This is a genomic window from Parabacteroides faecis (assembly GCF_014647375.1).
Classification (GTDB): Bacteria; Bacteroidota; Bacteroidia; order Bacteroidales; family Tannerellaceae; genus Parabacteroides; species Parabacteroides faecis.
In genome coordinates this window covers 668,430-684,023 of record NZ_BMPB01000001.1, presented here as the reverse complement: position 1 = coordinate 684,023, position 15,594 = coordinate 668,430, and the positions used below count along the sequence as shown (strand labels likewise).

Annotated in this window: 8 protein-coding genes; all 8 read left to right on the top strand. The window is 43.4% G+C overall.

The features are described from left to right. Positions 1-75 precede the first annotated feature (75 nt). Positions 76-3,360, top strand: a complete 3,285-nt coding sequence (locus IEY67_RS02150; RefSeq protein ID WP_122374656.1) for a SusC/RagA family TonB-linked outer membrane protein — start codon at positions 76-78, stop codon at positions 3,358-3,360. A 37-nt stretch (positions 3,361-3,397) separates the two neighbouring features. Further along, on the top strand, positions 3,398-5,008 hold the full coding sequence (locus IEY67_RS02145; protein WP_183670103.1) for a SusD/RagB family nutrient-binding outer membrane lipoprotein: 1,611 nt from the start codon (positions 3,398-3,400) through the stop codon (positions 5,006-5,008). A gap of 132 nt (positions 5,009-5,140) precedes the next feature. Next, the gene (locus tag IEY67_RS02140; protein ID WP_183670105.1) at positions 5,141-7,540 is read left to right on the top strand and encodes a glycoside hydrolase family 3 N-terminal domain-containing protein; all 2,400 of its coding nucleotides are present in this window, start codon (positions 5,141-5,143) and stop codon (positions 7,538-7,540) included. A gap of 158 nt (positions 7,541-7,698) precedes the next feature. Beyond that, positions 7,699-8,265 (top strand): RNA polymerase sigma-70 factor, encoded by a 567-nt coding sequence (locus IEY67_RS02135; protein WP_183670585.1) that lies wholly within the window; start codon positions 7,699-7,701, stop codon positions 8,263-8,265. 108 nt (positions 8,266-8,373) lie between these two features. Beyond that, positions 8,374-9,339, top strand: coding sequence for a FecR family protein (locus IEY67_RS02130; RefSeq protein ID WP_183670107.1), 966 nt, complete (start codon positions 8,374-8,376; stop codon positions 9,337-9,339). Between the two features lie 168 nt (positions 9,340-9,507). Further along, positions 9,508-12,915 (top strand): SusC/RagA family TonB-linked outer membrane protein, encoded by a 3,408-nt coding sequence (locus IEY67_RS02125; RefSeq protein ID WP_183670109.1) that lies wholly within the window; start codon positions 9,508-9,510, stop codon positions 12,913-12,915. A gap of 12 nt (positions 12,916-12,927) precedes the next feature. Then, entirely contained in the window at positions 12,928-14,448 is a 1,521-nt protein-coding gene (locus IEY67_RS02120) for a SusD/RagB family nutrient-binding outer membrane lipoprotein (protein WP_183670111.1), read from the top strand. Beyond that, a complete protein-coding gene (locus tag IEY67_RS02115) occupies positions 14,445-15,500 on the top strand; it encodes an endonuclease/exonuclease/phosphatase family protein (protein ID WP_229800940.1) in 1,056 nt (351 codons plus the stop codon). The genes IEY67_RS02120 and IEY67_RS02115 overlap by 4 nt, the downstream gene beginning before the upstream one ends. Positions 15,501-15,594 lie beyond the last annotated feature (94 nt).

Below are 15,594 nucleotides of genomic sequence, written 5' to 3'. Positions count from 1 at the left end.
ACACCTTTCTGTCAGCACCTTATAGCTTTGCAGCATTGAAATGAAATTTTCTTGAATCTAATTAAAGATTTGTTTATGAAAAAAGTATTGAGACCTATCGGACTTATTTTACTATCCGGCGCTCTCTGTTCTACCGGCCAGGTATTTGCAGCAGACGGCAAACCGGGAACTGTAACCAACATCGCTCAACAAAAGAAGCAGGTAAAAGGTACAGTAATTGATGCTTTCGGCCCTGTAGCGGGTGCTTCGGTTTCCGTGAAAGGAACCAGTGAAGGAACTATTACGGACATGGACGGAAACTTCTCCATCAACGTAGCTCCGGGAAGTACCCTGTCTATCTCTTTCATCGGTTATGTAACACAGGATATCAAGTACACCGGACAAGAAAGCTTGAACATAACACTAGCAGAAGATGCCCAAAAGATCGACGAAGTAGTTGTAACGGCTATGGGTATCAAGAAGGAAAAACGTGCCCTCCCTTACGCCATGAGTGAACTGAAAGCGGAACAGATCCAGACTGTCCCTGTACAAAACGTAGCGACCTCTTTATATGGTAAAGCTGCAGGGGTACAGATACAGCAAACGGCGATGGGACCGACGGGAGGTACCAAAATTCAGATCCGCGGTATCAACACAGTGGAAGGAAATACTCGTCCGCTGATCGTCGTAGACGGTATACCTATCAACGATACCGATTCGCAATGGGCCGGTCGTGAACGTAATGAAATCCAGCAAGGTTCTGCCCTCAACGACATCAATCCGGATGACATCGAATCCATGTCGATCCTGAAAGGGGCAAATGCAGCCGCCCTGTACGGCTCGCGTGCAACCAACGGTGTTATCGTGATCACTACCAAACGCGGCGGCGAAGGCAAAGGTCTGGGTATTCAGGTAAGTACCTCTTATTTGTATGACCAGCGTGCTTATATGCCGGAATTCCAGAATGTATTCGGCGGCGGTTCTAATCCTTACTTCACCACGAATGCAGACGGACAATACATATATAACGGCGATACTTACCGCAGCTTCGGTCCGCGTATGGACGGTACGGAAGTGCTTTGGTGGGACGGCGTAAAACGTCCATACTCACCGCAGCCGGACAACTACCGTGACGTATTTAAAGACGGTTTTACCAACAACAACAGCATCGCCATCACCAACGGAACGGAAAAGAACAGCATCCGTCTGGCTTATACCAATATGAATTACGGCGGTTACCTGGAAAACTACAAACAGAACAAACATAATTTCAGCTTCTCCGGTAATTTCAAAGTACACGAACGCCTGACATTCGATGCTTCGATCTCATTTAACATGTCTGATACCAAGAACATGCCGACCCGTATCGACCGTGTTTCAAATTATCCGATGCCTCGTAACGAGATCACCCAATTATGGAAAGATCATTATAAGAGTGAGGACGGTTATTTCCTGACCAAAGATATCCAGAATATCAGTTCGGGAAACCGCGACAACATCATCAAATACCTGATGTGGCAACAGAATGAGAACGAATATACACAGAAACGCGAACGTCTGATCGCTTCGATATCAGCCAATCTCAAAATATTCGATTTCCTGAACTTCCGCCTGCGTGGTGGTACGGACCGTTACCGCGATGACAAGGAAAACAAAGAATACTTTGAAAAGGCATCCGATCCGGCAGATATGACCAATCTTCAGGGAAGCTACCGCAAGGAAGATGCACACTACCAGAAAAACTATGTGGAAGGTTTGTTGATGTTCAATAAACCGATTGGCGAAGATTTCGATGTCAGCGCTACCCTCGGTATGTCGGGCGAAGATATCTCGGAATCAAAAATGATCTGGGAATCCGAAGGATTGAAATACAATGGCATGTTCTCAACCGAAAACAACAAGAAAGATCCGAAGAAAGCCAGCAAAGATAAAGTGATCAACCAGGGCGAATTTCTGGGAGCCGTATTCGCTTCCGCCCAATTGGCTTACAAACGTTTCCTGTATCTGGACCTGACGGCCCGTAACGACTGGTCATCCCGTCTGTCTGCCGGAAACCGCAGTTTCTTCTACCCGTCTGCCGGTTTGAGTTTCGTATTCACCGAGGCTCTGGATATGCCGGATTGGCTGAATTACGGTAAATTAAGAGGTTCATATGCTATCGTGGGTAACACGACACCTTCTATCTACTTCACCAACTCGGAATACCAGTACGGATTGTTCAACAACTCAGCCATTACCAACGAGTTCAAAGCGGATGTTCCGCCGACCAATATCAAACCCGAAAAGACTTACTCATGGGAGTTCGGTCTGGAAGGACGCATGCTGGACGGACGTATAGGTCTCGACCTGGCTTACTACACCAACCGGACAAAGAACCAGATCATCACCGTTCCTGTTGCTCCTTCCACAGGTGCTACCGGTATGAAGATGAATGCCGGAGAAATCGGTAACTATGGGGTGGAACTTCAGCTAACAGGAACTCCGGTCCAGACAAAAGACTTCAGTTGGGAAAGTATTCTGAACTTTTCATATACACACAATGAATTGATCTCTCTGGTCGACGGAATGGAAGACCGCCAGATCAGCAGCCCCTGGAGTGCAGCCATCTTTAAAGCCGTACCGGGATATGCAACACCGAGCGTATTTATCAAGAAGTGGATGCGCGACGACCAGGGACGTATCATTGTCGATAAGAACGGACATTATCAGCAGGAATCGGAATTTACTTATGCAGGCAGCGCTGCTCCTAAATTCATCGGTGGTTTCACAAATACCTTCCGTTACAGAGACTTCTCCCTGAGCGTGCATATCGACGGTTCATTCGGAGGAAAACTGCTTTCATTCACCAACAACTACCTGAAAGCATCAGGTGCAGGCAAGGAATCGTTGTGGGGACGTGACGAAGAATACGGCGGACTTCCTTATTATATTGACAAGAATACGAACCAGAAGATACCTTTGGAAAACCACAGCAGTTCGGCACCGGCCAACGCATTGGACGGCCGCGTTCGCCACGATGGTATCATCGTTGAAGGTGTGAATGCCAAAGGAGACAAGAACGATATTATCGTATCGGCTGCAGACTACTACAATAACCGCTATAACAAAGCCGGCTCAGAAGATAACTTGTATAACAATACGTATATCAAAATGCGTGAAATGAAACTGTCTTACCGTGTTCCGAAAAACATCGTCGCTAAGATCGGTTTACAGAACCTGAATGTTTCTTTGGTGGGTAGTAACTTGTTCTTTATCTACAAGAACGTGCCTAACGTAAACCCGGAAGCAACCTTGGGTACAGGCGGTACGAATCCTTATGTGGAATATACTTCTTACCCGTCAGCCAGAAGTTTTGGTTTCTCAGTCAACACAAGTTTCTAAATTAAGTTAGTTACACATACAAAAAACAGTATTTTTTATGAAAAACTTATTATATAGCCTGCTTTTAGGTACTGCCGTTGCACTCTCTTCCTGCGAAAGTAAACTGGATGAGAAGCATAACAATCCGGATGGATTTACCAGTGCCGAGATTGAATATCTCTTCAGCAAAGGTGCACTGAAAACCATAGAGATCGACTATGGCGATACCTGGAACTATAATTTCCGTCTGCTCGGAACCTATCTCCAGACAACAGCCAGACAGGCCGGAAAAGACCGTGTCAACCTCTATCAGAATATTCAGGACGACAAAGGACGCTGGGAAAATTATTATGTTACACGCATGAGTACGCTGACTGAAATAGACAAGATTTACGCGACCTTGTCTCCGGACGAACAGGCAAAATATCAGAATTATGTCGAAGCCGGTAAAATACTGAAAGCATACAATACGGCTATTGCTACCGATTATTTCGGGAATATGCCTTACACCGAAGCATTTACTGCCCGTAATGTAGTGTATGGAGGAAGCGTTATTCTCAGACCTAAATACGATACACAAAAGGATATCTATTATGCTATCCTGGACGATCTGAAATCGGCAGCCGCCTATTTCAAGACAGCGACCGGCGATGATACATTCAAACGCCAGGATATCATTTACAGCGGTAACTGCGACGGCTGGTATAAGTTTGCCAACTCATTGCGATTGCGTTATGCAATGCGTATCTCCAATGTCGACCCGGAGAAAGCCAGACAGGTGCTATCCGAACTTTCACCGGACCAGCTGATCACCACCAATGCCGACAATACGTATATCAAGGTATCCGGTATCGACACAGCCCCGGACGGTCTCTGGCGTGCAATGAGAGAAAGTCATTCAAAAAGTCATAGTTACTATATGTACGCCCCTGAACTGACTGTCAATATGCTGAAAGAAGCAAACGACCCTCGTTTACAGGTATTCTACCAACCGGCAACGAACGATGACGGAGATGTGTATGAAGACAGCAAAGAGATCATCGGTTATCCTTCGTCTGCCGACAAAGCCATCGCATTGGTTAACGGCCCGGACGGAACACGGCTTTTCGAAATCTACGGATGTTTGAACACGGTTACTTTCCGTAAGAACTATCAATTACCGGTAGGTATCGGTATGACGGCAGCCGAAGTTTATTTCTGCTTGGCAGAAGCCGCACAACGCGGTTTATTCAGCGGAAATGCCGAAGAGTTCTATAATAAAGGGGTTAGCTTGTCTATTCAGAATTATTACGAATATTATAAGAACAGCGATGCGGATAAAGGAAAAGATATGAATATTGCCAACAGAGACGTATCCGACGGTACTTTGGGCAGTTGGCTGGCTACTTCGACTTTCAAATTCAACCCTTCAAAGGCTTTGGAACAGATCGCTACCCAAAAATGGCTACACCTCGGCTTCCTGCAGATCTATGAAAACTGGGCGGAATACCGCCGTACAGATTTCCCGATCCTGGATGAAGACCGCGAAAACGGCGCTCTGCTGAATAAGGAAAATGCACCTGTACGTTTCCTGTATCCGGCGAAAGAAGCGTCCATGAATACAGAGAACTACAACGCACAGTCGGAATACAATAAGATCGACGCCCGTTTGTGGTGGGATGTAAAATAAGTCTCACTCCCTGAACATTAGGCATTGACCGTATGGTTGATAATTGTTACCTTTGCGCTAATAATTACCGGCCATACGGTTTTGTATTATGGATATAGTCAATAACGAATATTATAATCCCCGAAGAAAAACATGAATTTAAAGTATTTATTACTAGCTGCCGCCTGTCTGGGGACGGGAGCCGTACAAGCCAAAGACTCGATCTACAAAAAAGGGTGGATAGATCTCAACAAGAACGGCGTGAAAGACGTCTATGAAGATCCTGAAGCTCCCATCGAAGCACGCGTACAGGATCTCCTGAACCAGATGACATTGGAAGAAAAAAGCTGCCAGATGGCCACTCTTTACGGTTTCGGACGTGTCCTGAAAGATTCTCTTCCCACTGAAGGATGGAAGAACGAGATATGGAAAGACGGTATTGCCAACATCGACGAACAGTTGAACGGCGTAGGAAGTGCCCGCCGCAGGACACCGGAAATGATCTATCCGTTCAGTAACCATGCCGAAGCGATCAACAAAACGCAACGCTGGTTTATCGAAGAAACACGCCTGGGTATCCCCGTCGACTTCTCCAACGAAGGAATCCACGGGTTGAATCATACCAAAGCGACTCCCCTGCCCGCTCCTATCAGCATCGGCAGTACCTGGAACCGCGACCTGGTGCATCAGGCCGGAGATATAGCCGGTAAAGAGGCAAAAGCTTTAGGATACAACAATGTGTACGCACCAATCCTTGACGTAGCCCGCGATCCGCGTTGGGGACGGGTATTGGAAACTTACGGAGAAGACCCTTATCTGGTAGGTGAACTGGGCGTACAGATGGTAAAGGGAATCCAGCAGAACGGTGTCGCTTCCACTTTGAAGCACTTTGCCGTTTACAGCATCCCTAAAGGCGGACGCGATGCAGCCGTTCGTACCGACCCGCATGTAGCTCCCCGCGAATTGCATGAAATACATCTTTACCCTTTCAAGAAGGTCATCCAGAAAGCGCATCCGAAAGGCGTAATGAGTAGCTATAACGACTGGGACGGCGTGCCTGTAACAGCCAGTTATTACTTCCTCACCGAGTTGTTACGCCAGGAATACGGTTTCAGAGGATATGTGGTCAGCGACAGTGAAGCTGTAGAGTTCGTACAGACCAAACACCATGTAGCCGATTCGTATGAAGAAGCCGTACGCCAGGTGGTAGAAGCCGGATTGAACGTCCGCACCAACTTTACCCACCCGAAAGACTATATCCTTCCGGTACGTCAACTGGTTAAGGAGGGTAAATTGTCCATGAAGTCAGTCGACCGCATGGTTGCCGATGTCTTACGCGTTAAATTCGAACTGGGATTATTCGATTCTCCTTATGTAAAAGACCCGAAAGCTGCCGATAAGATCGTCGGTGCTGACAAACACCGTGACTTCGTACTGGATATGCAGAAACAATCACTCGTTCTGTTGAAGAATGAAAACAACCTGCTGCCACTGGATAAGAACCAGACAAAGAAAGTGCTTATTGCCGGTCCGCTTGCAAAGGAAACAAACTATATGATCAGCCGTTACGGTCCGCAGGGATTGGACAATATCACGGTTTACGACGGCATTAAGGATTATCTGGGCAATCAGACCGAAGTTGTCTACGCTAAAGGTTGTGAAATAAAAGATGCCAACTGGCCTGACAGTGAGATCGTCCCCACCGCTCTGACAGATGAAGAAAAGAAAAGCATCGCCGAAGCAACGAGTGCTGCTGCCGATTGTGACGTGATCATCGCTGTATTAGGAGAAGACGAATCCTGCACGGGCGAAAGTAAATCACGCACCGGACTCGACCTTCCGGGCCGTCAGCAACAATTGTTGGAGGCACTGCATGCAACCGGCAAACCGGTCGTGCTTATCCTGATCAATGGCCAGCCACTGACCATCAACTGGGCAGACCGTAACATTCCTTCTATCCTCGAAGCCTGGTTCCCCGGCCAGTTGGGCGGAGAAGCGATCGCACAAACATTATTCGGCGAGTATAACCCGGGCGGACGTTTGTCTGTCACCTTTCCGAAATCGATCGGACAGATCGAGTTCAATTTCCCGTTCAAACCGGGTTCACAAGACGGACAATACTTTGCTGGTCCCAACGGCTCAGGAAATACCCGTGTAAACGGTGCCCTCTACCCGTTCGGCCACGGATTAAGTTACACTACCTTTGCGTACTCGAACCTCGCAATCAAGCAGGAAACACCGTATTCGCAAAGTCCGGTAACCGTCACTGTAGATGTCACCAATACAGGCAAACGTACCGGCGACGATGTAGTACAGTTGTACATCCGCGATAAAGTCAGCAGCGTCATCGCTTACGAATCCGTCTTACGCGGTTTCGAACGTATCTCCCTGCAACCGGGTGAAACGAAAACCGTCACATTCGTCCTTCTTCCCGAAGATCTCCAAATCCTCGACAGACACATGGAATGGACCGTCGAACCGGGTGAGTTTGAAGTCAGGATCGGCGCTTCTTCCACTGATATTAAATTAAAGGATACTTTTGTTGTAAAGTAAAAGAAAGGTAATCATAGCCTATCCGCATATTTTATTCCCTCTTGCTTTCGAAACAATCCACAGATTTCGTAAAGTAAGAGGGAATATTTATTTGAAAAAAGAAAGATTAATTATCTTTGCCACAGAGATAAAGGAGAAAAGGCTTGAAAAATCACAAGATACAACAGAGAAACTCACTGGAAACACAAAAGTGTTTCTCACAGATCTACTCGACATACTTTATCAAAATGACACGCTTCTCACAAGCTTATGTCATTGCTGAAGAAGATGCAGAGAATATCGTACAAGATATTTTTCTCTACCTATGGGAACATCCGGAAGTTTTTAAAACGATTGATAATATGGATGCTTTCCTGTTTACCCTGGTCAAAAACAGATGCCTAAATTTCCTTAAACACAACCTGTATATAAATGAAAAGAAAAGAACTTTAGAAACAGCTGAAGAACAAGAAATGCAAATGAATTTATATTCACTCCAACAATTTGACGAATCATTTCTCACGATTTCGGAGGTTGAAAATCTGATTGACGAAGTGATCGGCAAATTACCGGAACGTTGCAGGGAGATATTTATCCTCAGCCGCATGGAGGGATTAAAATACAAAGAGATAGCCGAACGATTAAACATCTCCGTCAATACGGTTGAGAATCAAATGTCCATTGCTTTACGCAAATTAAAAATCGAGTTAAAAGATTACCTCCCTCTCCTGCTTTTCATAATATAAGAAGGACGGTAATATTCCTCCCCGTATAAAAAAACTACTTTTTTTCATTTTCCTTTGGTGGTAACTTCCGATGCTTTTGTCTTTAATATAGAGACAAACAAATATGCCATGAATGACAGATTAGATAAATATTTTTCCGGAGAAATGTCCACTGTTGAAAAAACAGCGTTTTTCCAATCGCTGGAAACAGATCCGGAAGCCAAAAAGGAATTTGCACGCACCAAGAATGCACTCGCAATCTCCGAGCTGGTCGACCGGAAGGAAGATGAAGAAAAGACCATCAGAGGAATCCGTGAGTTCGACAAGCGGCTTGGTAAACGCTCCGCCAGACAATTCCGGATCAATCTCCTGAAATATGCAGCGATAGCACTGATCCTGATAGCCGGTTCCTGGTTTGCCTCCCAACAGTACACCCGTCATCAGCAAAAGATTCTATTTACCGAAATAAACGTACCTAAAGGACAGCGTGTAAATATGACATTGGCCGACGGTACATCCGTCTGGTTAAGCCCACGAAGCAAAATCAGAATACCCAATGAATTCCAGGGAGATAACCGTACAGTCGAGTTAGACGGAGAAGGATATTTCTCTGTGACAAAAGATCCCAAACGGCCGTTCATCGTCAAGACGCAGCAGTTTAATGTGGAAGTATTGGGTACGGAATTCAATGTATTTGCCTATACTGAAATACCCCGCTTTGAAACCAGCCTCGTCGAAGGTTCCGTGCTTGTGTACAACAAAGACAACAGGAATGAGACAATCCGGCTGAAACCCAGGGAAAAAGTATCGGTCATCAACGATATCATGGTTAAATCGAGTTCTGATTTTGATAACAAGGATTATCTGGAAAGCGGTATATTCAGCTTCAGGTCAAAGCCTTTTGTCGAAATACTGGACTGCCTGTCACTCTGGTATAATGTCAGGTTCAAAGTGACCGGAACAGTAGCTCTTACCCAGAAAATATCTGGTAAATTCCGGCAAAGCGAGGAAATAGAAAAAATACTGGGTGCTTTACAAAACGTTTACCATTTCAATTTTAAGAGAATATCTGAAAATGAATTTGAAATCTATTGATCAATAAATGTCTAACCGATAAAAACGAATGCCCATGAAGTAAAAAAACAGCTATCACGATAGGGCCTAAAAAGGGTAAGTGCTGGAATCACTTACCCTATAGAGCCAATACTATCAAATCCATTTCGAGACAGATAACAGTATCAACTTTAAACTATCAGCAAAGTTATGAAAAAAAACTTGTTGCAACTATGCTATGTATTTAAACATGATGAATTAACACACATTATTCGTATTATGAGATTATCCGTGTTTTTTGTATTCGTACTATTTTTCCAGCTACATGCAGTCAATATGCATTCGCAGGAAGCACGAATCACCATCACCAAAAATAATCTTTCATTCGGAGAACTGATTACCGAAATAGAAAGACAGACCGATTATTTGTTCCTGTACGGCGATAAGGATATTAATCTATCCCAACCTGTCCGGGTCGATGCGAAAAACAAAACAGTGAAAGAGATTCTGGACGATGTCCTGGCAAATAAAGGGCTTACCTATAAAGTACTGGATAACTACATATCTCTACATTCAACAAAAAACAAACGTTCCATATCCTACTCCGAGTCACCGGCCGACACTCCCCAGGTTCCCGTTATCAAAGTTACAGGGACCGTGGTAGACCAATTGAACACGCCCATTATCGGAGCCAACGTGCTTCTTAGAGGAAGTACTTCAACCGGGACAGTGACCGATATCGACGGTCATTTCTCGATCGAAGTTCCGGCAAATGCCCATCTTGTATTCTCTTATATCGGCTATCAGAACAAAGATGTCGCCGTCAATAACCAAAAGACTTTATTAATATCCTTGCAGGAAGATTCTAAAAACCTGGAAGAAGTTGTAGTCACCGCCTTAGGTATCAAACGCTCGGAGAAAGCGTTAGGATACGCCGTACAGAAAGTCGGGGGAGATAAAATGACGACCGTAAAATCAGTTGACGTAGGAACTGCGCTTACAGGAAAAATCGCGGGTTTGAATGTTCAGAACAGTACCGAATTCAATGAAGCTCCCTCCATCCTTCTACGAGGTGAAGAACCTCTATTGGTAGTCGATGGCGTTCCCTACAATAATATCACATTAAGAGATATCGCATCCGATGATATAGAATCTGTCGACGTTTTAAAAGGAGCGACAGCATCAGCCCTTTACGGCTCCCGGGGTGGTTCCGGAGCTATTATGGTTACCACCAAAAAAGGAAAAGAAGAAGGGTTGAATATAGATATTAACAGCAGTACCATGTTCGAATCCGGCTTTTTAAAATTACCCAAAGTACAGACTTCTTACAGTGCGGGAGCCTATGGTAAATATAATTCAAACGAATTACTTTGGGGAGATAAACTAGATATTGGCAGGACTGCAGAACAATACGATCCCTATACCTATGAATGGCGGGAAATGCCCCTGGTATCGAAAGGAAAGAATAACTTCAAGAACTTCCTTGAATTCAGTTTTGTAACAAACAACAATGTGAGTGTTACCCAGAAAGGGAAATATGGCAGTTTCCGGACTTCATTAACCCATATTTACAATAAGGGACAATATCCGAATACCAAACTGAATAAACTCACCTATACCGTCGGCGGAGATATGAAATTCAAAAATTTCTCCGTAGAAGGAGGATTGACATACAACAAGAGGTTTTATCCCAATGATTTTGGAACAGGATACGGTGCAGGTGGCTACATATACAACCTGTTGGTATGGAATGGAAGCGATCTGGATATAAGGGATTATAAAAACTACTGGATAAAAGACAAAGAGAATGAGCAACAAAATTGGCCCAATACACTCTGGTATGACAATCCCTATTTCATCGCAAATGAAATAATCCACTCCAGTGATTACGACATAGTCAACGGTTATTTATCAGCAAACTATTCAATTAAACCATGGCCGAAAGTATCGCTTCGCTCCGGACTGGATATGTATAGCAACCGGGAAAAATGGAGAAATTCTATCGGAGCAGCAGGTGGTTGGGAAAGAAAAGGATATTATGCAGAAAAACGTTCAGGAGGATATAGTATTAACAACGATTTCCTGATCACAGCCGATCACAAATTCGGAAATATCTCGGTAGACGGTTTTGTCGGAGGAACAATCTATTTCTATCAGAACGACTGGCTGCAAAATGAAACACAAAACGGATTGACCGTACCTGGTTATTATTCACTGTATGGTTCTGTCGATCCGGTTAAAATGGGAAGTGCTTTAGAAAAGAAACAGGTAAACAGTATATATGGTAAAGCCTCTGCAGCATGGAAAAGTACATTCTTTCTAGATATAACTGCACGAAATGACTGGTCATCCACCTTACCATCCGAGACCCGTTCGTATTTCTATCCTTCCGTATCAGCCAGTGTTGTTCTGTCCGAATTTATACCTATGCCTTCATGGATTGATTTCTGGAAGATGAGAGGATCATGGACACAAACAAAAAAAGATTTGTCAATTTATGATACCAACAGGGCATATACCATTAAAAACAATAGTTGGGACGGTCTGAACGGTGCTACTTATCCTACAAAGATCAGAGGGGCTCTTATCAATCCCAGCAGTACACGTTCATTTGAAATCGGTACGGCACTACATTTCTTGAAAAACAGATTGAATCTTGATATCGCTTATTATCAGAAGCTTTTCTATAACCTGACGACAGATGCACAAATAAGTGATGCCAGCGGATTTCAATCTACTTTGATCAATATAGACGAGGAACATACCCGTAAAGGAGTAGAAATCTCTCTCAATGCCAATATTTACAAAGATAAGAACTGGGATTGGAACGCAACGGTCAACTGGTCATCAGACAGATATTATTATTCAAAAATCGATCCGACATATTCAACACAGAAAGACTGGGTAAAGAAAGGAGAACGCTGGGACTGGCTCGATTGCTATGATTGGGAACGCGATCCGGATGGAAACATCATCCATGAAAACGGCTATCCTATCGCTAGCCAGTACACATCCAAAGTAGGGCATACGAATCCTGACTGGATATTCGGATTCAATAATTCCTTGAAATATAAAAATGTAACTCTATCCTTTACCATCGACGGCCGGATCGGAGGAATGTCTCATTCCGTGATCGACCAGGCTCTGTGGATGTCGGGTGCCCATATAGGAACTGATAATCAATACAGATATGAAGAAGTTGTAAATGGAAACAGAACTTTCATCGGCGAAGGAGTAAAAGTCGTTTCAGGTAGTGTCGACCGTGATTCGAATGGAAATATCATCAGAGACGACCGTGTGTTTGCTCCTAACGACAAAGTTGTCTCATATGAGAGTTATATGAATCTATACAGTGGTACAGGAAATGTCTGGCAAGCCAGAAAACAATATCTCTATGACCAAACATTCATTAAGTTGAGAGAACTGGCACTGACATACAACCTTCCATCGGATTTATGCAACAAACTAAAAATAAAACATGCTTCCGTCTCATTAATAGGAAATAATCTGTTCATCTGGACGAAAGATTTCAAATATTCCGATCCTGACAAATCGAAAGAGAATCTGAATTCTCCTTCTTTACGGATGATAGGATGCAATTTAAAGGTTAATTTCTAAAAGATACTGAATATGAAAAAGATAAAATCAATAGTATACTTCATCCTTTGCACGATGATATCGGGTTGCTCCAATTTCGATCACCTGAATACGAACCCGAATACCGTAGAAACAGCAACATCTTCCCTATTAGCAACTTCAGTCATACTGGATATAGTCAGCCCTGACGGATACGCGGCAAACTTTATTCAGGATGCCTGCTTAGCCAAACAAATGATTTGGCTGGAGTATTTGCATGACTACAATTATAATGTGCTGGGACGAGCCAGCTTTTCCGGATACACTATGCTCATCAATGCAGATAAAATGAAAGAACTGGCAAAAGAAGAATATAAAGATGCATATGAGGCATTAGCTCTATTTGCCAAATCATATAAGTTATTCTATTTATCCATGCAAGTCGGTGACATACCTTTCAGCGATGCCCTCCAGGGAGAATCTGACAATACCAAACCGCGGTATGACTCCCAGGAAGAAGTGATGAAAACAATCCTGGACGATCTTGAAACAGCCTCCCGCTTGTTTTCTCTTGCCAACTCATTCGAAGGAGACCCGGTATTCCAGGGTGATGTTTCCAAATGGGAAAAGGTGACCAATACATTCCGGTTAAAAGTCTTGATGTATTTGTCGAAAAAGGAGAACGATCCCGGATTAAATATTAAAGAGCGTTTTGCCCGGATCTTCAATAATGAACCATTGATGACATCTAACAAAGATAACCTTCAGTTGGTATTTTCCGATAAATCAGGACAGCTGTATCCATACAATAAAGCAACATCAAAACATCATGTTTATGCTACAATTTCCAGCATCGTCATAGATACATTAAAAGCATATAACGACTACCGTCTTTTCTATTATGCCCAGCCGGCTAAAACGATGATTGACAAAGGGCTGCAACCAGACAATGCCGACGCCTATATCGGTCTTGATCCGGTAGCTGATTTCTCGGATATAAAATCTGAGTATGCCAAAGGAGCCTATTCGGCAATTAATTTAAGATATACCGATATTCCGGCCGGTGAACCTTATACACGTGTCGGTTATGCAGAGCAATGTTTCATTCTGGCAGAAGCTATACTGAGAGGCTGGATCAATGGAAATGCAACGGAATATTACAATGCCGGAATCAAAGCTTCGATGACATTTACCGAAGAAAACACGCCTGATGACGAAATGTATCACCATGGTAAAAAAATTACGGAAGACTACATCGGCACTTACCTGAACAGTGAACCTGTTATGCTAAAAGGCGATACGGAGCACAAGATCAAACAGATCATCATTCAGAAATATCTTACTTATTATATGCAATATCCTTTCGACGCATATTACGAATACAGGAGAACCGGTTATCCGGTTTTACCGATAAATCCTCTTACTAACAGGAATGCGGAAAAAGATAAAATTCCTGTCCGGTGGATGTATCCTACAAAAGAATTTGATTACAACAAAGAAAATGTGGATAACGCTGTTGCGTCACAATATGACGGGATCGATAATAATAACAAAATAATGTGGATACTGAAATGAAAGGGATCATAAACCTGGCGATCATTTTTTCCATGTTGCCCTTCTTTGCTTACAGTGCCACAGAAAAAAACGATACGCTGAAAGTACTGCAATTAAATTTATGGGGACAAGGGGAAACCGTACCCAACGGAGTTAAGGGCATTGTAGATATCATCGATCAGACAGATCCGGATATTGCCTTTCTCTGTGAGATATTCAGCCAAAAAGAAAAGCATTTTATGGATTATCTCACCAGTGAACTGAAAAAGAGAGGTAAACAGTATTACGGAGAAAATCTTAAACAGACAATGGGTGTCCTGTCAAAGATTAAAATGGATGAAGTCAGTTCATGTTTCACACTTGAGGATAAATCAAGGCCTAATCCGGTTTGTAAAGCGACAATCAGTCTAGGTTCAAAAAAGTTGATTGCATATTCCGTACACTGGGACTGGACACATTATGAATGTTATCTTCCACGAGGCTACAGCGGTACAACCTGGAAAAAGCTGCCGGAACCAGTATATGATGCAGACTCCATACTGGCAGCCAACAGAATCTCTTTCCGGGACGAAGGTGTCAAAGCCTTATTAGAAGATGCCGGAAAAGAAATTGAAAAAGGCAACCTGATCATATTGGGCGGCGATTTCAATGAACCGTCGCATCTGGATTGGCAACAAGATACCAAAGATATGCGGGATCATAACGGTTTGGTTATAAACTGGGACTGCTCCGTATTACTATATGAAGCAGGGTTCAAAGATGTTTACCGTGAAACATATCCCGATGCAGTAACATATCCCGGATTTACATTCCCTGCCGGAAATAAAGATGCAGACCTGAATAAACTGGTTTGGTTGCCTGATATGGACGAAAGGGACAGGATAGATTTCATCTATTATTATCCTGATCCTTCACTGAGACTGGAAAACGCTGTCATCGTTGGTCCATCCCAGAATATACTGAAAGGAGAAATCGTTGAGAATGATTCTGAGGATCAGTTTATAAAACCGACCGGGATATGGCCCAGCGATCATAAAGGAGTTTTCAGCACATTCTTAATAAAAAACAATTGATTAATTCAATATAACAAACATAAGTCAACAAAAGGAGATGAATAAAATCATCTCCTTTTATACTTTATTAAAAAGAATCTCACCTCTATTCCCT